We start from the raw sequence: 21,904 nt of genomic DNA, 5'->3' as shown, positions 1-21,904 counted from the left end.
ATTTTGACCCGCTTAAAACTAGAAATTATGCATGTAGCTATTGCCGGAAATATTGGGGCTGGTAAAACCACACTAACTAAATTATTAGCGAAACACTATAACTGGGAACCTCACTTTGAGTCTGTTGATGAGAATCCTTATTTAGATGATTTTTATAGTGAAATGGAACGTTGGTCGTTTAATTTACAGGTATATTTTTTGAATAGTAGATTTCGTCAAATTTTAGAGTTACGTAGAACGGGTAAAAATATTATTCAGGATAGAACCATCTATGAAGATGCTCATATTTTTGCTCCTAACTTACATGCTATGGGGTTAATGACTAATAGAGATTTTAGTAACTACTCTTCTCTATTTGAGTTAATGGAAAATTTAGTAACTCCTCCAGACCTTTTAATTTACTTACGTGCAGATATTTCTACGTTGGTTGGACAAATACATAAAAGAGGACGTGAATATGAAAGTTCTATAAGTATTGATTATTTAAGCAGACTAAATGAACGTTATGAAGCTTGGATATCTGAATACAGTAAAGGGAAGTTATTAATTATTGATATTGATGATCTTGACTTTGTTGAAAAACCTGAAGATTTAGGTTCTGTAATCGATCGTATTGATGCACAAATAAATGGTTTATTTTAAGAATGTATGTGTAAGAGGTTCGTTTTTATAATTTTATTTACAATATCTAGTTTTGCATTTTCTAAAAACGCACCTCTACTTAAATCTTACTTAAAACCTATAAATCATAGCGCTTCTTATAACATAAAAAAAGCTAGCTACGATTTTAGGAAAGAAATATTTAACCGTAACATTAAAAAGAATAGTTCTGAATCTTACTTAATAAATGAAAACAATACTATTCTTACCATTAAGTTAGATAGTGTAAAACAACTTCACGAGAAAAAATTACTTAGAAAGGATATTCAACAAAACACCATTTACTACAGTAACTTTTTAGACGACTTAAAAAAAAGTAATATTAATAGTAGTAAATATATTTTTTTAGAAAATGAGCTGCTAAAAATTAATGTTGCAACAGCTAACAAAAAATATAAATTTACCAGTATTATCAGTTTTTTTCTGATAACTGTTATCGCTTTACTTGTAACTTTTATATTGAAAAGTAGAAAGAAAAAAACTCCTTCTATAGATTTAACAAATCAAGAAATTACCATCAAAGAACTTATCATAAATGGTAAAACGAATAAAGAAATTGCCAACGAATTACACATCAGCTTAAATACGGTAAAAACACACATCTCTAATCTTTATCAAAAGTTAAACATCTCTAACAGAAGAGAATTAATTGTAAACTCTAAAAAATAGTACAGGTACTAGTACCAAAATCACACTTACTTTTTATTTTTTTACAATTACTTTTTTGGTTTTTTGCTTCAAAAACAATTGATGAAGCATTTCATACTCACATTATTTTTAGTATTCAACGCTACCTTATTTTGTCAAACTAATTTTTCAATTTCAGGAACTGTTTTTGAAACTGATAAAACACCTATTGAAAACGGAGATATAATTCTTATTTCTAAAAAAGATGGAAAAATAATAAACTATACTTTTATTGAAAATGGTCGGTTTTATCTTGATAAAATTCAAAAAGGAAACTATACACTAAAAATAAACACTGTCGGATATGAAATTGTCTCAAAAGAAATAAATATTCAGAAAAACATCAATCTAAATTTCACACTAACTTCAAAAAGTAATCAATTAGAAGAAGTTGAAATCGTTGCCAAGAAAAACTTAATTCAAAATAAGCGAGGGAATTTGATTGTAAATGTAGCCAACACCATTTTTTCTTCAGAACCTACTACTATCAATTTGCTCGCTAAATTACCTAAACTTCAGATTAACGAAGCTCAAGAAACAATTGAAGTAGTTGGAAAAGGAACTCCATTAATTTATATAGACAATCAACAGGTTTCATTTCAAATGTTGAATACTCTTCAAGTTGAAGAAATTAAAACGATAGAAATTATCAATAATCCATCAGCTAAGTACGAGTCAAATGCAACGTCTGTCCTTCTAATCACACTAAAGAAAAACACTTCTAATAACTTAAAAGTTGTTTTAAAAGAAACAACATCCTTTAAACGATTTTTCAATAATTATCTTACTAATTACCTCAACATTAAAAAAGATAAAAACGAAATTAAATTAAGTATTTCTTATAATCATCTAAATGTTTGGGAGCAAAATAGCACATCGTACTCTATTCCAGATCAAAACATTCAATCAACACATTTAATAACAGCTTCTACTCATAGAAATCAGGCTATTTTTAATGGAGGATTCCATCATCAAATCAATGAGAATGATTACTTCTCTCTAAATTCAAACTCACAAGTACAAAACGAACCTTTTTCTTTTAGTACACTTACGAATTATTCAGAAAATAACAATCTTAGCAATATAAACACACAAACTAATGATTTAGGAAGTAGATATTTTACAAATACTAATTTAAATTTTCAAAAACAGTTTAATAATACCGATAGGTTATTTTTAGGTGCACAACACATCTTTTATTTAAAAAAAATCACCAACAACATTACCAACACCATTGATGATAATACATTTGATATTCAAAGAAATCAAGATTTCTCTATCAACTCATACAACTCAAAAATTAATTATGAAAAGAAGTTTTCTGAAAACGTAACATTTGAAAGTGGTATTTCTTTTTTAAAAACAATAACCTCAAACAATAATGATGGTTCTATTTATAACTTTACTGAAAACAACAGTGCTTTTTACTCGCAATTATCAGCAAAAGCATTTGATAATTTAACTTACTATCTGGGTTTTAGAATTGAAGAAAACACTGCTTCTGGATATTTTTTAGAAAGAAAAGAAGATCAAATACATCGAAAAAACACTTTTCTATTTCCTAAACTAAATATTCATTTTCCTTTTAACAACAAACAATCACTCACTTTTAATTATAATAAAAGCATTGTAAGACCTGCTTTTTCTTCTTTATCTAACTCAGCTGCTTATGTAAACCCTTACATAGAATTTACAGGTAACCTAGGTCTTAAAAACGCTATAACTGATGAAGTTTCTTTACATTATAATTTCAATAAAAAGGCGATCAGCTTCTCATATAGTCATACTAAAAACCCAATTAAATTATTCACCTTTAGCCATAACTCTATAAATAATACTACAGCTATACTACCTTTAAATTTTTCAAACAGAACAAATATCAGTTTAGAGACCAATATTCCTATGGAATACAAACTATGGTCATCTGAAAATAATTTCAGCTTTATTTACTCGAAATTTACAGATGATAACCTAAATACAAATAAGGTTCGACCTTATCTTTATTATTACTCCAATCAGAAATTCTCTATCAAAAAAAATACTTCTTTTAATCTTAACTTTTGGGGAACTACTTTACAAGGAGAGGGACCTTTTAGTACGTTCCCTATTTTTACAATGAATGCAACCTTTCAAAAAAAAATTAAAGACTTAGATATTACCGTAAGCTATAACGATATTTTTAACTCTTTAGAATTCAACGAAAATCACAGATTACCTAATATTAACGGTAATACTTTATTCTTTACTGATGCTAATTTCTTTTCGATATCGTTAAAATATAATTTCGGTAACATTGGAAAAAGTAGTTTTACGAATAAAACAATAAATAACACAAGAAGAATCAGATAACTCAGTAAATTGAGAATAGAGACATCATTTAAAAACTCTCTATTCTCTACTTTTGTATAAAACTAAATGCTTCTTCTAAACTCGCTTAACAAAATAGCTGTAGCTGTGGCAACATTTAAACTTTCTGTTTCTTGAGTTTCACCAAATCGAGGAATACTGACTTTATCAGACACTATATTTCTAATTTCTTCAGAAATACCGTTTGCTTCATTTCCCATAATTAATACCGCCTTTTCCGGAAGTGTTGTCTTGTACACATTTGTACCTTCCATATCTGCTATAAAGGTTGGTAACTTTGTCCTTTCAATGTAAGAAGGTAAATCTGTATAAATAACAGCAACTCTAGTAATTGATCCCATGGTTGATTGTACTACTTTTTGATTGTAACAATCTACCGTATTAGAAGAACATACTAATTGCTTTACTCCAAACCAATCGCATAACCTAATAATGGTCCCTAAATTACCAGGGTCATTAATTTCATCTAAAGCAATTGTAAATGTTGAATCTATAATTTCTTTAGAATTTGGTATTTTAAAAACTCCAATCACTTTATTTGGTGTTTTTAATGAGCTGATTTTTTTCAATTCATTATCGCTAATTTCTATCTGATGCTCATAGATATTTTCTTCTACCGATGGTGTTACAAATATCTTTTCAACTTCTATAGAAGAATTCAACAATTCTTTTACAACTTTTATTCCTTCAGCAACAAATAATTGATGTATTTGACGATATTTCTTTTGTCGTAGACTATTAATTAATTTCGAATCGTTCTTAGATATAGGCATTGGCACTTTTTTAACAGCAGTTAACTATAAAAATGGTATTTTTGGCATCAAAGCAGCGTGTAAAGTTAATGAAAAAACTTTTTTTTTACTTCTTAATATTTAGTCTTCTAAATTCTTGTAGCACTATAAAACATGTTGCAGACAACGAACTTTTACTTACAAAAAACACTATTGTTGTAGATAGTATTACCAAAAGTAGTAGTACTTTAAACGAGTTACTTATTCAACGTAACAACGCTAGAGCTATTGGTCTTCCTTTATCATTATATTTTTACAATTTAGGTAACCCTAGAGGATCAAAAGATGTAGAAGATTGGAAAAAAAATCACCCAAAATGGTATAAACTATTCAAAGATGTTTTTTCTGAAAAACAAAGTATGTCCGTTGCTAATTCTTTTATTGGTTTAAACAACTGGTATTTAAAAAACGGACAGGCTCCTGTTATTATTAATGATGCAAAAACCAAAAGAACAGTATCAAACCTACAAAGTTACTTTTTAACTGAAGGTTATTTTAGAGCCAAAGTTGAATCGAAAAAGGAAATTACAGGAAAGAAAAGAGGTGCTATTACGTATTATGTGACCAAAGGAAAACCTTCTTTTTTAGATTCAATTTACACCACTATTCAGTCTCCAATACTTGATTCAATTTATCAAGAAAATAAAGCTAAAAGTTTTTTAAAAAAAGGACAGCAGTACAAGGATGGCAACTTTATTAAAGAAGCTAACAGAATTGTTTCGTTATTCAGAAATAAAGGAGTGTATCATTTTGCTGAGAACAACATTCTATTTGATAATGATACTTTAAAAGATTATAAAAAAACTGATGTTGAAATATTAATATCGGATCGTGTTGTTGAAAAAAACGGAGAGTATACTACTGAGCCTTTTAAAATTCAAAAAATTAAACGAATTAATGTTTTTACAGATTATTCATATAATTCAAGAAACGAACCTTTTAATGATTCTATTAATTACAACGGAATACAATTTAGAGCGCATAATAAAATAAAATATAATCCTAGATTTTTATCTCAATCTATTTTTATAAAACCAAATCAAATTTATACTGACTCTCTAAAAACACTTACTCAGAATCATTTAAGAGGACTTAGAAATTTTAAAACAAGCTCTATCAGGTATAGACCAATTCCTGGTACTGAAGATGAACTGGAAGCGAATATTTTCTTAACACCTTTTGAAAAATATACTATTGGTTTTGATTCGGAACTATCAAGATCTAATATTAGAAACTTTGATATTTCAGGAAAATTTTCACTAGTTAACAGAAATACTTTTAAAGGAGCAGAAATTTTTAATTTTTCACTTTTAGGAAGTTATTTTAATTCAACAAATGGTCCTGGGTGGGAAATTGGAGCTAATATTTCTTTACAAGTACCTCGTTTTATGGCACCTTTTGGTTTTCATAAATTAGTTCCTAAACGAATGCAACCAAAAACCATCTTCTCTTCTGGTATCAGTATTCAAAAAAATATAGCCTTAGATAAACAAAACATATCGTTAGGTGTTGATTATAGATGGCAATACAACAAGAAAAAATCGATACAATTAGAACTCTTAAACGCTCAATACATTCGAAACTTAAATACTGATAATTATTTTAATATTTACCGTTCTGAATATGATGAATTATCAAGAATTGTAGAAATAGCTAAAGCATACGATCCAAGTATTACGTTACCAGATAATATGCCTACAAATAATACAGCAATTGTTTCTTTAATGAATCGTTTATCAAGAGATCCTAATTTTAGAGATTTTAATGCAGATGCTTTTAGAGATAATGCCAATGTGTTAAACCGATACAACATTATTACTTCCGACTTTTTAATTCCTGAGATAGCATATACTTTTACGTATAACAACAGAACTAGTATTAAAGATTCAGATTTTTCTTACTTCAGAATTAGAGCTGCAAACTCAGGAAATGTAATGGGTATTTTATCAAATCAAACAGATTCTAACGGACAAAAAACTGTTTTTAAAATTCCTGTTGCACAATATTTTAAAGTAGATATTGAATATAAAAAATTCTGGGATTTGGGTAGAAACAATGTTTTAGCACACCGAACATTTTTAGGAGCTATTGCAACTTACAACAATTCCACTATTCCTTTTTCAAGAAGTTATTTTGCAGGAGGATCAAATGATATTAGAGCTTGGAGAACTTATGATTTAGGTCCTGGTAGAAGATTACCTGGATTAGAATACAACATTGGAAGTTTAAAGTTTTTATCTTCTTTTGAATATCGTTTTGATGTGGCAGGAAGCTTAAAAAGCGCGGTGTTTGTTGATGCTGGTAATATTTGGGACATTACCAATTCCCCTCTAGTTGATGAAGAATCTAAGTTTACAGGATTCAATTCATTTTTTGACATGGCTATTGGTGCAGGTTTCGGATTGCGTTATGATTTTAAATTTTTAGTAGCTCGTTTAGATTTAGGATTTAAAGCAAGAGAACCTTATTTAACTAATAAAAAATGGTTTCAAAACTTCAACTTTTCTAATACCACCTATAATATTGGTATAAATTATCCTTTCTAAATACTTTTTTTACTAAAACGTAATAGTAATCTGAGCTTCGTTTTCACGTATTTAAAACAAAAATTATGTAGCTTTGTTTCCACGAAAAACCAATTTAAAATCCAAAAGAAATGATAAAACCAGGAGTTGCAACTGGACGTGAGGTTCAAGAAATTTTTAAACTAGCTAAAGAGAAGGCATTTGCTTTACCTGCAGTAAATGTAGTAGGTTCAAATTCAATAAATTCTGTATTAGAAACAGCAAAAGAAGTAAATGCTCCTGTAATTATTCAATTTTCAAATGGAGGTGCTCAATTTAATGCTGGTAAAGGATTATCTAATGAAGATCAAAAAGCTGCTATTGCTGGTGCTGTTGCTGGTGCTAAACACGTTCATTTAATGGCTGAAGCTTATGGTGTGCCTGTAATTTTACATACAGACCATGCTGCTAAAAAATTATTACCATGGATTGATGGTTTATTAGACGCTAGTGAAAAGCATTTTGAAGAAACTGGTAAACCTCTTTATAGCTCTCATATGATTGATTTATCTGAAGAGCCTTTAGAAGAAAACATAGAAATTTGTAAAGAATACTTAGCTCGTATGAGTAAAATGGGTATGACTTTAGAAATTGAATTAGGTATTACTGGTGGTGAAGAAGACGGTGTAGATAATACTGATGTAGATAGTTCTAAATTATATACGCAACCAGAGGAAGTAGCTTATGCTTACGAAGAATTATTAAAAGTAAGCGATCAATTTACTGTTGCTGCTGCTTTTGGTAATGTTCATGGTGTTTATAAGCCTGGAAACGTAAAATTAACTCCAAAAATTTTAAAGAACTCACAAGAATACATTACTGAAAAATATAATGTTGATAATAATACTATCGATTTTGTATTCCACGGAGGTTCTGGTTCTACTTTAGAAGAAATTCGTGAAGCAATTGGATACGGAGTTATTAAAATGAATATTGATACAGATTTACAATATGCTTTTAACGAAGGTGTTCGTGATTACATGTTAGAAAAGAAAGATTATTTATTATCTCAAATAGGAAACCCTGAAGGAGATGATATTCCTAACAAAAAATACTACGATCCAAGAAAATGGTTACGCGAAGGAGAGCAAACTTTTAAAACTCGTTTAAAGAAAGCTTTCGAAGACTTAAATAACATAGATACTTTATAGTACTATTAAACTATAAACTAAATTCTAAAACAAACCGCATTTTTGATAATTTTCAAAATGCGGTTTATTTTTTATGGTAAAAAAGTTTTAAACTCCTTTAAAATAGTATAAACTACCTCTGCATTGCCTTCTTTATGTCTTCTTGCCCAAAAACCATAACTATCAAAAACTTTTTGAGCATCAACAACTACATCAAATGAATCGCTCATAATCATTTTTACATTCTCACTTGGTAAATTCAATAAAAAATCTTCATCCCAACTCCACTCATTAGAGCTAAACTTTTTATGTAATTTTAAAAAAAGATCAGGATCAGATGCTTCGTCTTCATAAGCAGTTAATAAAAAAATAATTCGACTTTCAAGCCCCGAAGATTCGTATGCTCCTGTTAGCCTTATTGCCTCCGCCAAATATTCAACAATTTCTTCATTAAAAAAGCTTCTAATATTATCTGAATTCCTATCAAATCTATTCATCAAATACTGCATAAAACCTCTTTGATCTTCTACTGGATTAGATTCATAATAATCTCCGAAATAAAAGAAGAAATTATATATTTCAAAAAAACTATTACTTTTAAAGTCAGCTATTTTGATTGTTTTATCTAAAAAATCTTTTTTATTTAAAATAAACTGCATCTTTTCGTCTATTAAATAACTAGCTTCATTTTTAGACAAATAAAATTGTGATTTCGCTTTCTCTTCTAAACCTTCAATCTTTGACTCGTTCTTCTCATTAATTTCTCTCAAAGAAAAATTTACTGATTCTTTAATCTGAATTTTCTTTTTCATTGATGCAATCTCTATTTTGTAACTTTCTATTTCTTTTTCAGTTTCTTCACTTCTGAAGTTACAAGACAGACAACTTCCTATTAATAAAAGAGCTATCCCTTTTTTAAACATAAAATTTATCACAATTAAAGTTTTTATTAGTTTACACGTACAAGTATACGCCGTAATGAATTCTGCTAGGTTTAAGAACTAATATTTGAAGTAGTTTAATTAATATTTGAAAAACACATCATACATTTTAGTATGAAAACAACTTTAAATCATTTTATAAAAAAAATCTTTTACATTTGTAATTCTGATTTAACAAAAAGTCAGATTTAAACAGACACTAAAAAATAAACTAACTATGGCTTGGTTTAAACGTAAAGATAAAGGGATTCAAACCCCTACAGAAGAAAAAAAGGACACTCCTAAAGGATTGTGGTATAAAACTCCTAGCGGTAAAATTATTGATACCGATGAGTTAAAAAAGAATCTGTATGTAAGTCCAGAAGATGGTTACCACGTTAGAATAGGAAGTAAAGAATACTTCGAATTATTTTTTGACAACAATGAATTTACTGAGTTAGATGCGAAACTTTCAGCTAAAGATCCATTAAAATTCGAAGACACTAAAAAATATCCAGATAGATTAAAAGCTGCTCAAGAAAAAACAGGATTAAAAGATGCTGTTAGAACTGCTGTAGGAAAATCATTAGGTAAAGATTTAGTGATTGCTTGTATGGATTTCGCTTTTATTGGTGGATCTATGGGAAGTGTTGTTGGAGAAAAAATTGCACGTGCAATTGATTATTCTATAAAACACAGTATCCCTTTTTTAATGGTATCTAAATCTGGAGGAGCACGTATGATGGAAGCATCACTTTCATTAATGCAAATGGTAAAAACATCTGTAAAATTAGCTCAATTAGCAGATGCTAAAATTCCTTATATCTCTTTATGTACTGATCCTACGACTGGAGGTACAACAGCTTCTTTTGCTATGTTAGGAGATATTAATATTGCTGAACCTAATGCATTAATTGCTTTTGCTGGTCCTAGAGTTGTAAAAGATACTACTGGTAAAGATTTACCAGAAGGCTTCCAAAGATCTGAGTTTGTATTAGAACACGGATTTTTAGATGCTATTTACGAACGTAAAAATTTAAAAAAGCAAGTAAACTTATATATTGATTTAATCGAAAATCAACCTATTAGAGCATAATTTACCTGCTTAACATAAAAATAAAAGAGACAGATATGTGCATATCTGTCTCTTTTATTTTAAAATTGAAATTACTAATGAGTAGATTCTCTTACAATTAATTTCGTTTTAATTTGTATCGATTTACTTATTACAAATTCATCGTTATTATTAATTTCTTCTATAATTTGTTTTATTGCTACCCTTCCCATTTGATTTCCTGGCTGATTAACAGATGTTAAACTAGGTTCAATAACAGTAGAATATCCTGAATTACTAAACCCTACCACAGACACATCATCAGGAATGGCAATACTTTTTTCTTTCAATGCTTTAATTACACCAATCGCTATGGCATCAGTAATACAAAAAATAGCATCTGGCTTATTTTTAAAATTAATCAACTGAAAAGTTACATTTCTAACATCATTAATACAAGAACCATCAATCTTCAATATTAAGTTTTCATCAATTGGTAAATTGTATTTTTTTAAAGCTTTTACATACCCTTGATATCTCCTTTCTGAGTTAAATGAGTTTTGAACTTCTTTAATAATCGCTATTCTTTTTTTACCGGTTTTTATCAGATATTCTACAGCATTAAAAGAAGCTGCTACCTCGTCAATAACTATCTGCGTACACGGTACTTTGTCTGAAGCTTTGTCAAATATTATTAATGGCTTTTTCTGAAGCGTTGACAAAATAGGTGATAAATCTGTAGTGTTTCTTGATAAAGATAAAAGAATACCATCTACTCCAAATTGAGTCATTTCTTCTAATATTTTTTGTTCTTTATCAGGATCATCATTTGTTTCTGATACAATAGTTCTATAACCTAATTCTTGTGACTCTATAAAAATTCCTTTTAAAATAGTCGTAGTAAAATCATGAGTTATATTGGGCACTATTACTCCAATAATATTCATTTTCTTATTTCTAAAGTTTTTCGCCAGTACATTGGGCACATAATTTAGTCGCTCTGCTTCTTTTTTTACTTTCTCTTTCGTTGAATTACTTATTGTTTTATTATCATTTAACGCTCTAGACACAGTAGAAACGGATAATTTTAAGTTACTCGCGATTTTTTTTAATGTAGGAGATTGTCTCTTCATGTTTATAGGGGTGTTATAAAAAATCAACTAAATCTAACCTTTTTTATGCAAACGTTTGCGTTAAACTTTTAATATTTTGGTTAACCAACAAATAGAATATCGTCATATTTTTAACACAATAAATAACTAAATCATAAAAACTAATATATTTTATTATGAAGAAAATATTATCAATAATAATAGTTTTTTATAGTTTATTAACTATTGCACAAACTTCTATTAAAGGGATCGTTAAAGATAATCTTGGACAACCTATCCCTGGAGCAAATGTTGTTTTAAAAGGTACAGATATTGGTGTTTCTACTGATATTGATGGAAAATATATCATAACAACAGTATTAACAGGTTCTAAAACCATTAGAGTTACATTTATTGGGTATAAAACTTATGAAGAAAACATAAATTTAGATGGAGCTACTATAGAAAAGAATTTTACATTACAAGAGGAGGGTGATGTATTAGACGAAGTAGTACTTACAGCATCTAGCACTTTTAGATCTCAAAAAAACGCACCATTATCTATTAGTTCTTTAAAACAAAAAGAAATCACAAAACTATCTGCAAATAGTCAAGCTGATATTATTAGAAGCGTTCCTGGTGTTACTGCTGAAGGTGGTGGTGGTGAAACAGCAACCAATGTTTTTGTTAGAGGGTTGCCATCTGGTGGACAATATGTTTTCAATCCGTTACAATATGACGGAATGCCTTTAATGAGTACATTCGGACTAAACTCTTCTGCACATGATGTATACGCAAGACCAGATATAGGTTTTAAAGGTTTTGAATTTGTAAGAGGTGGTGCTGCGGTATTATATGGAGCAGGTTCTGTTGCTGGTATATTAAACTACACCAGTAAAACTGGGGATACAGATGATAATAATATTATTAATGTTGAATGGGCAAATAAAGGACGTGTAAAAACCGATTTTTACACTGGTGGTACTCTTGGTAATGAAGATTCTAATACCTTCTATGCTTTTACTGGTTTTGTTAGGTATGATGAAGGACCTATTGTGACAGGATTACCAACCAAAGGAGCTCAGTTTAGAGGAAACATAAAAAAGAAATTCGAAAACGGTTCTTTTACTATTCATGGACAATACATTAATGATAATGCTCAGTTCTTTTTACCATTACCTTTAAACGGTAGTACTAGATCTCGATTAAAAGGAAATGATGGTGAAGATGTTTTTCAATTACTTCCTAGTGAACTTGCAAATACTTCTTTTAGAACTCCTACTGGTGTTTATAATAGTCCTATTGAAAATGGAGTATCAACTAAAGGTGGATATGTATTAACTGATTTTAATTATAACTTTAACGATAATCTAAAGTTTAAGTCTAAAATACGTTTTGCTGAATACCAACACAACTTTGCTCTTTATATAGGTGGAAATGGAGCAAACAACAATCCTATAACATTAAATGAATACATCAATAATGTAGCTCCTGCTAATACTGGTTTTTCTGCAACATATCAAGGTGGAAACACACAAGTTAACGGAAATGATTTAGTTATTGACAACTTACATATAGACAGACTCAGACCAATGACTGATTATTCTGGTGAAGCATCTTTTACTCAAAAAATTAGTACTGATACTGGTAGTCATAGTATTACACTTGGAACTTTTCTAGCTAGAACAGAAGCTGAGGATATCAATTTTCAATACCGAGTACTTACTGAATTCAATAATGACCCAAGACTAATTAATTTAAGTTACACTGATGCAACTGGTAACAATGTTATTTTTTCTGAAGGTGGTTTATACAACCGTATTGGAATAACAACGAATAGATTTTTATCTCAAAACAGAAGTGCCTTTTACCTAACTGATGAAATGGTTTTTGATAAATGGCGTTTTGATATTGGTTTTAGAGTAGAGTCTACTGATGGAGTTTTTAGAGATGGAAATATTGTAGAGGATCAAGTTTACACAAATTCTGAATTAACGGCGGAACTAGCAAACGTAAATTATACTGATGGTACTTTTACAAAAGGAAATGCATCTGCTACAGATTGGGCAGTTTCATTAGCAGGGTTATATGAGCTAAATGAAGCAACCAATATATACGCCAATTTCTCTAAAGGATATTTCTTTCCTCAATTAAGAAGTTTTAGACCTTTAGCATCTGGTGATTTAAACTACGATTCTGAGCAAATTATTCAGTTTGAAACAGGAGTGAAATTTGCTGACGAAAAATTATCTGGTTCTTTTGCTGGTTATTATGTTGGTCTTAACGATCGTATTAGAATTACACAAGGTTTTAATGCTGGACAGTTAGTAGATCTTATTAGATCTGAACAAAACACCGCTACATTAGGATTGGAAGCTACCTGGGACTACAAAATAATTCCAGATTTTAATTTTAGAGGAACGCTTACCTATCAACATCATGAAATTACTAAAAACATAGATGAAGATTTAGTTACAGGAACATCAACGGCAACTAATGAAGGTAATAAGCTTGCAAGACAACCTAACTTTTTATCTACATTAAGTTTAAACTACGACAATAAAAAGTTTGATGGAATTCTATCTTTAAATTATACAGGAAGTAAGTTTGCTGCGGATAACAACAATGTTGAACTAGATCCTATTTCAATAGTAAGATTAGGTGCTGGTTATACCTTCAACCTAAATGAAGAAAAAGAAAATTTACGTCTTGGTTTTTCTGTATTTAATTTATTAGATACTGATGGAGTTACAGAAGGTGATCCAAGAAATGTAAATCAAGCAGGTGATGCAGAATTTTTCTTCGGAAGACCTATTTTACCTAGAAGACTATTTATTACTGCAACTTTTAACTTTTAAAATCACTTTAATAAAATTAACACAACACTATTTTTCAATAGAATAGTTTTTTAGTATTAATCTACTTTTTGTTACTAAAGCATTGACTTCTTTAGTCAATGCTTTTCATTAAAAAAATTATGACACAGCAAGAAATAACCACCAAAGCAAAAGAAATTTTAATCAATAACTATCAAGAGAAAGGCTTTACTATTCCTTGTAAAGGTTTATATCCTTTTCAATGGAACTGGGACTCTGGTTTTATAGCAATAGGGTTTGCGCACTTTGATATTGAAAAAGCAAAAAGCGAAATCAAAAGTTTAGTAGATGCTCAATGGAGCAATGGTTTTATTCCTCATATTATTTTTCACAACGAAAGTGATACTTATTTTCCAGGACCTGATTTCCATAGATCTGATTTAAGTGAACTATCAAATAAAAGTGTACCTACTACAGGTATGACGCAACCACATACATTAGGGTTTGCTTTAGAAAAGATGTATGAAATTGCAGAAAATAAAGAGGATATTATCAACTTTATAAAACTTGTTATTGACGCTATTTACGACTTTAGTCTATACTTCTATAATTTTAGAGATCCTTTAAATGAAGGATTAGTATACATTTATCATAATTGGGAATCTGGAACAGACAACTCCCCTATTTGGGATGATATTTGGGAAACCATCAATCCGCCTTCTTTAGAATTTGAAAGAAAAGATACTGGACATGTAGATGCTGCACAAAGACCTAGCAAAAGAGAATACGATTATTATTTACATATCATAGAAATTGCAAAAAAATATAATTATGAAGATCGTGAAATTGCAGAATATTCTCCTTTTTTAGTACAAGATCCTTTATTTAATTCTCTATTAATAAGTTCAAATGCTTCACTAATTCGTTTATATGAACTCATTGGAGGAAATGAATATAAAATAGAAAAACTAAAAAGCTTAACACAAAAAGCCATACAAAGTTTTAATAACAAATTATATGATCAAGAATTAGGAGTATATTGTCATTACGATTTAAGAAACAACAAATTATTACGATACATTAGTTCTTCTTCATTCAGTCCGCTATTTGCTGGAATTCCGTCTAAAGAACAAGCTGAAAAAATGGTTACTGTAATGATGGAAAAATTTGGAAATGACGATCAGTACTTATGTGCTTCTTTTGATCCAACTCATAAAAGATTCAATCCAAAAAAATATTGGAGAGGTCCTGTTTGGATAAATCTTAACTGGCTATTGTATCATGGTCTTAAAGATTATGGCTATGATGATATTGCTAACAGAGTAAAAGAAGACAGTATTGAAATTATTAAACAAAACGGTTTTTTTGAATACTTTGATGCTAGAAAAGAAGCTCATCAAAACAGCATTGCTGGGTATGGTGGAGATAATTTTTCTTGGAGTGCAGCATTAATTATTGATTTTTTAACTAAATAATTCTTAAACCAAAAACAACTTATGAACTGGCTAGACTACTCTCTTATTTTAATCTACTTTATAGCTTTTTTAGCTATGGGTTACTTCTTTAAAGAAAATAAAAATTCTAACGATTATTTTTTGGGAGGAAAAAGTCTCAGCTGGTTTCCTTTAAGTTTATCTACAATGGCTACCCAATTATCAGCCATTAGTTTTATATCTGCCCCCGCTTTTGTTGGTCTTAAACAAGGTGGTGGAATGAAATGGTTAAGCTTTGAATTTGGAGTACCTATTGCCATGATTGGTATTATGGTTTTTATAATACCTCCTTTATATAAATCTGGTATTGTAAGTGTATACGAATATTTAGAAAAGCGTTTTTCTGCATCAACTAGAAAACTTATCAGTTTAGTTTTTCAAATAAGCAGAGCTTTAAGTACAGGGGTAATGGTTTTCACTATGGCACTTATCATTCAAGCTGTTGTAGGTATTAGTTTTCACCTAACTTTAATTATTATTAGCGTAGTTACGCTCATATATTCATACCAAGGAGGTATGAAAGCTGTTGTTTGGGGTGATGCTATTCAAATGATTATTCTTTTTGCTGGTTTAATTATTTGCTTAATTGTTGGATATAATATGCTACAAGAACTTAATGAATTCAATGGATTTGCTACAGATAGACTTCAAGTAATAGACCTTTCTAACTTTGGAATATACAATAATGAAAACTATGGCTTTTTACCAATGCTATTAGGTGGTATATTTTTGTATTTATCTTACTACGGAACAGATCAAACACAAGCGCAAAGATTACTATCAGCAAAAAATGAAGGTACCATTAAAAAGTTACTATTAGCTAATGGGTTACTACGTTTTCCTGTTGTTTTTGTGTATTGTATCATGGGATTAATTATTGGGTATTTAGTAAGCAATATTCCTGAGTTTTATAACAGTATAGAAGAAGTAACTAAAATTCACTATCCAAATGAATTTGCCAAAAATGGAATTAAACCAGATTTAATGATTCCTGTTTTTATTACTAAATACTTACCAAATGGTTTAATAGGAATATTAATGATCGGTATCATTTCCGCAGCTATGTCTACATTAAGCTCTACTATAAATTCTTTAAGTGCTGTAACTATTGAAGACTTTTTCAACAATAAAAAAACTAAAATTTCAGAAAAAAAATATATGGTTTTATCTAAATCATTAGTGATTTTTTGGGGAGTAGTATGTATTTTATCTGCTTACTTATTCGGAAATAGTCAAAGCACAGTTATTGAACTTATCAACTCTATATCTTCTTTATTTTATGGTCCTATACTAGCTGCTTTTGTTATTGCAATATTCTTTAAAAAAGTGAATCATATAGGTATGAATATTGCCATTATCTCATCGGTAACCATCAACTTAATTTTTAAATATCTGCCAGAAATTGTTTACTTCTTAAATCAAGGAACATTTTATAACGGAAGTAAAAACATACATGAAGCTTTGGCTGATATAAACATTCATAACATTCCAGACTTATTCTGGATTTGGTACAATTTTACAGGCTTTGTAATTGCTGTTGTTATGGCAGTTGTAGCAAGTAAACTTACACCTAAGGTACAGGCTAAAACAGTAAACACAAATCATCATTTAAATAAAAAATCTTTTGCTAACAAAGAAGTTTTTATACTTGCTAGCTTCTTTATTTTAATTGTAGTGTTTAGCTTTTTTATACCAGAAATATTAAACTAATTTTTTAGTAATGAAAATAGTTATTGCTCCTGATAAATTTAAAGGCACCTTAACTTCTTTTGAGTTTTGCAATATTGTAGAAAAATCTATACAATCAATAATTCCTAAAGCTAATATATTAAAACTCCCATTAGCTGATGGTGGTGATGGTACTATAGAAATTATTCATCATTATTTAAATGGTCAATTCATTGACAAACAGGTTAAAAACCCATTTTTTAAAACCATAAATGCTAGTTATTTATTTAATTCTGCTAAAAAAATTGCTTTCATAGAAATGGCGGAAGCTTCTGGTATTAAATCGATAAAAAAACATTCACTTAATGTAAAAAAAACGAGTACTTACGGCACCGGAGAACTTATAAAAGACGCTATTGAAAAAGGAGCAAAAACAATCATTCTAGGTTTAGGCGGTAGTGCTACAAATGATTGTGGCATTGGAATGGCGCATGCATTAGGTTATAATTTTTTAGACAAAGACCAAAATCCAGTATTTCCAATTGGAGAAAATCTCCAAAACATAAAGTATATTGATAACAAAAATGTATTACCAAATCTCTATGAAATCGATTTTAAAATAGCTTGTGATGTCACCAATCCTCTATATGGAGTTAACGGTGCTGTAAATGTATATGCGAAACAAAAAGGTGCTTCCGACGAAGATTTACCTCTACTCGAAAATGGTGTCATCAGTTTTTCTGAAGTTATTGATGACCATTTCAATATTAAAAGTCAACAAATAATTGGTGGTGGTGCAGCTGGAGGAATGGGAGTTGGTTGTACTACTTTTTTACAAGGAAAATTAATTTCTGGAAACGAACTTATTCAGAATCTCGCAAACTTTAAAGAAAAAATAAAAGACGCCGATTGGATAATTACAGGAGAGGGTAAATTAGACAATCAAACAGCTTCTGGCAAAACAATTCACGGAATATTAAAAGTTCGAAACTCCTCAAATAAAATTGCTGTTTTATGTGGTAGAATTACTCTTTCTAAAAACGAAATAAATAACTTAAACATAAATCATGCGGAAGACATCATAAGTATTGCTAAAGATGAAAAAGATGCTTTCGATAACACAACTACTCATTTAACCTACTTAGCAAAAATAGTTTCAAAGAAAATAAAAAAAGGATAAATACCTCACAAAACAAAACACATAAAAAACACTAACACACAAACACTTAAATCAATGCAATCGGTTGCATATGTTTTTGCAAGAAAAACGCATTATTTCACTTTTCTTTTCATTTAGCTTTGTCCCGGGAACTTAACCTCCTTTAAAATTTTAATAACTTAAAACACTCTAAAATGAGAACTACTTTTTTTACAAAAAAAACGGTTTTTATAGCCTTAGCAACTTTGGCTATTGTTTCTTGTAACCAAGAAGATGAAAATTTAAATGAAACTGAAAACTCTATTTCTGAAATTCAAAATGAAGATCCTTTTTCTGAAGGAGCATTTGTATATGACGAAAATGGGAATCAAATTCCTGAAGAAGAATTTTTAAAAATGAATGGTCTTTCTGATGAACCTGCTGACTATGTAACTGCTAATAGAGCAGATCTTAGAGAAGTTTTTAACATTTCTAGTAGCGATTTAAATAATAACGGAATGGCTTTTTCACAAACTAGAGCTGTAATGAATCGATACAAAGCAAATAACAGATATGATAAAAACTATGCTGCTATTACAAGAGCTGGTTGGGAAGTAAGAGGATTATTATTAGGTTGCAGACCTTTTGGTGAAAGCTATGTTTGTAATGGTGGAACTCAACAACCTAGATGGGTTTTAACAAGAACAGCTCAACCAATTTACCAAGCAACAAAACGTATTTCGGGTCCTACTATTTTAACTTCTGTTGAGAAAAAAGGATGGAGAAATTCACCAAGAAGATTAGGCACTCAAAAGCTTTATGAGTTTAAAGAAAAAAATGAAAGTGCTGTAACAAGAACTACAACTGCAACAGTAACTTATGGAGTTAAAGTTGGCATGAAAATGTCTGCTGGTTTCTTTGGTACAGGTTCAGAATTTTCTACTGAATTTTCTTTCGGAGGTTCGCTTTCAACAGCCAATGCTAACTCTGTAACTAAAGGTACTGAAAGAAGTACTACTATTAATTTTGATGATGGAGATGTAGTTCCTAAAAATCAAACTTGTGATTTTGTTTTGTATGGTGAACAAAGAAGAGTAACTAAACGTTACCAAGTTAAATTAGGTGTACAAGGTGGTGATGTATTACTTAAAATGAGACGTAAATCTGATGGTAAAATAGGTTCTGGTTTCCACAAAGGAGCTGCTGTAGATGCTTTCCCTGATGCTATTAGGCAAGGTAAAGTAAAAAACAACTTTGATGTAACTAGTACCTACTGGAGATATTCTATCAGAAGAGAAAACTGTAAAAAACTACAATAGTTGATTATGAGTAATTTTTATTACTAGGCCAAGAAACTACTTTAGATATTATTATCTGAAGTAGTTTACTCGAAGGAGTAATCAATTATTTTTTTAATCCCTTTATAAATGTAAGGTCACTGACAGTAAAATATATTAATAAAGTTCGATCAACAACTCTTACGCGTTGATAAACATTTTTCAATAGTTAATTTAAGCCTTATTTTACTTCAGTGACTTTTTTTACCAAAAGTCCTCTTAATCTAAATCTCTTAAAATGAAAACTATTCTTTCTCAAAAGAAAAGAGTTTTTTTAGCTTTAATAATTCTTATTATCCTTTCTTCTTGTAAGCTTTCTGAAAAAAAATCATCTGAAAAAGCTGCTCACAATTATCAAAATAACAGCATCGAAATTATTTCTGATACAATTCTAAAACAAGAAAAAATTAGCGTCATTACTCCACTAGAAAATGAGTTTGCACCCGAATTTAATTTACTAAATAAAAATGGTAAAACTGTAACTACGAATGATTTATTAAAGCATAAGAAAAAGTTATTAGTATTTACAGATAGAACTTGTGATCATTGTATCGCTTTTTATCCTGAATTAGAAAAGTTTGCAAAAAAATATAAAGATGATTTTTACATTGTAACCATACAGTACGACACAAATCTTGAACAATTAAAAGAAATCACTTCAGAAAAAAAATATCATTTTGATATGCTATCTGCTAACGATGCTGTTTTTATAGATTATAAAATTACAGGCACTCCAACAATTATGTTGTTAGACGACAAAAACTTTATTCAGAAAAATAGAGATGGCTTATTTTCCTTACAAGAATTAGAACAGCTTTTTATTCAAATAAAAGTATAGCATTCACAAAAATAAACCTCTAAAATAAATATGAATTTATCTAAACATATCACTGTAAAAGCTTTAACATTTGCTTTTACAGGAACTCTATTACTATCATGTAATACAGAAAACGAAAGTATTGAACAAATACCCAACAATATAAACAGTGAAGTTGAATTAGCACATCCTAATGAAAACTTTGATGAAATAGTAGATATTGTATTTAATAATCAAACTTTATCTGCAGAAAAATATGGAGACGAATACATTGTTGAAGGTGATATTGTATTTACCCAAAAACAACTAGAACGTAATCATTCAAATAAAATAAAAGGTACAGGTAGAACTGGTGGAAGATGGCCTAAAAACATCGTGTATTTTAATATTAATTCTGATGTTCCTAGTACTAGTAGAATATTTAATGCAATTGCACATGTAGAAGCTAGAACTAATTTAGCTTTTGTTAGACGAGAAGCTGTTTCTCCTGTAAGTAACGCTTATATAACTTTTAGAAAAGGAGACGGTTGTTCTTCTTCTGTTGGAAGAACGGGCAGTAGACAATACATCACATTAGCTAGTGGTTGCAATACAGGAACTGTCATTCATGAAATTGGACACGCAATTGGTTTATGGCACGAACAATCTAGAGTAGATAGAAATAAAACAATCACGATTAATACTGCTAATATTAAAAGCGGTAAAGAACATAACTTTCAAACCTACAAAGAAAGAGGTAGAGATGGAAAAGAATACACACCTTTTGATTTTTCTAGCATAATGTTATATAGCTCTTATGCTTTTTCAGCAAATGGAAAACCTACTATTACCAAAAAAGATGGCTCTACCTACTCTACCAATAGAAGCGCCTTATCTACAAATGATAAGCTAGCCTTAAAAAAAATGTATCCACAAACATATGATGTGATAACTATCAAAGGGAATAATAACAGGTTCTTAAGTTCTAATGAAGGAGTACCAAACACCAATGGTCCTAAATTTGATAGAACAAGTGCACGAACTTTAGAACATTTTAGAATTATTGGATTGCCTGGAGGAAAAGTAGCTTTAAAAGGATTTAATGGTAAATATTTAACTGTCAAACCTGACAATAAAGTACTATGTGACGGAACGTACATAGGCGGACTTCAACAATTTAAATTAGAGTTTAGGAATAAAGGGGTTGCTATTAAAGGACCTAACAACAAATATGTAAGTTCTAACAACGGAGATAGTAGAGGTGTTACCTGTGATAGAACTAGATTAGGTTCTTATGAGTTTTTTCAACTTAGTTATAAAAAAAAGAATGTCTACTCTTTTATTCATTAATAATCATTGTGCTTTAATTTTGATTAAACCCAGCTTTTTAGC

The 21,904-nt window shown here is 29.6% G+C and carries 16 protein-coding genes; 13 read left to right on the top strand and 3 right to left on the bottom strand.

Annotated elements, in window-relative coordinates; translation table 11 throughout:
• Positions 1-27: 27 nt before the first annotated feature.
• The 3 genes from EYW44_RS03140 (at position 28) to EYW44_RS03130 (ending at position 3,696) form a co-directional block, all read left to right on the top strand.
• Entirely contained in the window at positions 28-642 is a 615-nt protein-coding gene (locus EYW44_RS03140; protein ID WP_132722209.1) for a deoxynucleoside kinase, read from the top strand.
• A gap of 6 nt (positions 643-648) precedes the next feature.
• Positions 649-1,329, top strand: coding sequence for a response regulator transcription factor (locus EYW44_RS03135; RefSeq protein ID WP_132722208.1), 681 nt, complete (start codon positions 649-651; stop codon positions 1,327-1,329).
• Between the two features lie 81 nt (positions 1,330-1,410).
• Positions 1,411-3,696: an outer membrane beta-barrel protein gene (locus EYW44_RS03130; RefSeq protein WP_132722207.1), complete on the top strand. Its 2,286-nt coding sequence runs from the start codon at positions 1,411-1,413 to the stop codon at positions 3,694-3,696.
• A gap of 62 nt (positions 3,697-3,758) precedes the next feature.
• Here the strand turns inward: EYW44_RS03130 and EYW44_RS03125 are convergent, their stop codons facing one another.
• Positions 3,759-4,487, bottom strand: coding sequence for a TrmH family RNA methyltransferase (locus EYW44_RS03125; RefSeq protein WP_132722206.1), 729 nt, complete (start codon positions 4,485-4,487; stop codon positions 3,759-3,761).
• A gap of 68 nt (positions 4,488-4,555) precedes the next feature.
• On the opposite strand from EYW44_RS03125, the gene tamL reads away from it, so the two are divergent.
• Positions 4,556-7,051 carry a translocation and assembly module lipoprotein TamL gene (gene tamL, locus EYW44_RS03120; RefSeq protein ID WP_132722205.1) on the top strand — a complete coding sequence of 832 codons (2,496 nt, stop codon included), beginning with the start codon at positions 4,556-4,558 and terminating at the stop codon, positions 7,049-7,051.
• A 110-nt stretch (positions 7,052-7,161) separates the two neighbouring features.
• Positions 7,162-8,220, top strand: coding sequence for a class II fructose-bisphosphate aldolase (gene fbaA, locus EYW44_RS03115; RefSeq protein WP_132722204.1), 1,059 nt, complete (start codon positions 7,162-7,164; stop codon positions 8,218-8,220).
• A gap of 71 nt (positions 8,221-8,291) precedes the next feature.
• Here the strand turns inward: fbaA and EYW44_RS03110 are convergent, their stop codons facing one another.
• The gene (locus EYW44_RS03110) at positions 8,292-9,134 is read right to left on the bottom strand and encodes a hypothetical protein (RefSeq protein ID WP_165872144.1); all 843 of its coding nucleotides are present in this window, start codon (positions 9,132-9,134) and stop codon (positions 8,292-8,294) included.
• 223 nt (positions 9,135-9,357) lie between these two features.
• Here EYW44_RS03110 and accD point away from each other — a divergent pair, with 223 nt between their 5' ends.
• Complete coding sequence (gene accD, locus EYW44_RS03105; protein ID WP_132722202.1) at positions 9,358-10,215, top strand: acetyl-CoA carboxylase, carboxyltransferase subunit beta; 858 nt, start codon at positions 9,358-9,360, stop codon at positions 10,213-10,215.
• A 74-nt stretch (positions 10,216-10,289) separates the two neighbouring features.
• On the opposite strand, the gene EYW44_RS03100 is transcribed toward accD, so the two are convergent.
• Complete coding sequence (locus EYW44_RS03100; protein ID WP_132722201.1) at positions 10,290-11,306, bottom strand: LacI family DNA-binding transcriptional regulator; 1,017 nt, start codon at positions 11,304-11,306, stop codon at positions 10,290-10,292.
• 155 nt (positions 11,307-11,461) lie between these two features.
• Between EYW44_RS03100 and EYW44_RS03095 the strand changes: the two genes are divergently transcribed.
• The 7 genes from EYW44_RS03095 (at position 11,462) to EYW44_RS03065 (ending at position 21,862) form a co-directional block, all read left to right on the top strand.
• Positions 11,462-14,122, top strand: a complete 2,661-nt coding sequence (locus EYW44_RS03095) for a TonB-dependent receptor (RefSeq protein WP_132722200.1) — start codon at positions 11,462-11,464, stop codon at positions 14,120-14,122.
• A 119-nt stretch (positions 14,123-14,241) separates the two neighbouring features.
• A complete protein-coding gene (locus EYW44_RS03090; RefSeq protein WP_132722199.1) occupies positions 14,242-15,555 on the top strand; it encodes an MGH1-like glycoside hydrolase domain-containing protein in 1,314 nt (437 codons plus the stop codon).
• A gap of 21 nt (positions 15,556-15,576) precedes the next feature.
• Positions 15,577-17,283, top strand: a complete 1,707-nt coding sequence (locus EYW44_RS03085) for a sodium:solute symporter family transporter (protein WP_132722198.1) — start codon at positions 15,577-15,579, stop codon at positions 17,281-17,283.
• Positions 17,284-17,293: 10 nt separating this feature from the next.
• Entirely contained in the window at positions 17,294-18,421 is a 1,128-nt protein-coding gene (locus tag EYW44_RS03080; RefSeq protein WP_132722197.1) for a glycerate kinase, read from the top strand.
• A 173-nt stretch (positions 18,422-18,594) separates the two neighbouring features.
• Positions 18,595-19,698, top strand: a complete 1,104-nt coding sequence (locus EYW44_RS03075; protein ID WP_132722196.1) for a hypothetical protein — start codon at positions 18,595-18,597, stop codon at positions 19,696-19,698.
• A gap of 256 nt (positions 19,699-19,954) precedes the next feature.
• On the top strand, positions 19,955-20,554 hold the full coding sequence (locus EYW44_RS03070; protein WP_132722195.1) for a TlpA family protein disulfide reductase: 600 nt from the start codon (positions 19,955-19,957) through the stop codon (positions 20,552-20,554).
• Positions 20,555-20,584: 30 nt separating this feature from the next.
• On the top strand, positions 20,585-21,862 hold the full coding sequence (locus EYW44_RS03065) for a M12 family metallopeptidase (protein WP_132722194.1): 1,278 nt from the start codon (positions 20,585-20,587) through the stop codon (positions 21,860-21,862).
• Positions 21,863-21,904 lie beyond the last annotated feature (42 nt).

The sequence above is a fragment of the Tenacibaculum sp. M341 genome (genome assembly GCF_004337695.1).
In the GTDB taxonomy this organism is placed as follows: domain Bacteria; phylum Bacteroidota; class Bacteroidia; order Flavobacteriales; family Flavobacteriaceae; genus Polaribacter.
This window is presented reverse-complemented; position numbering and strand designations above follow the sequence as displayed.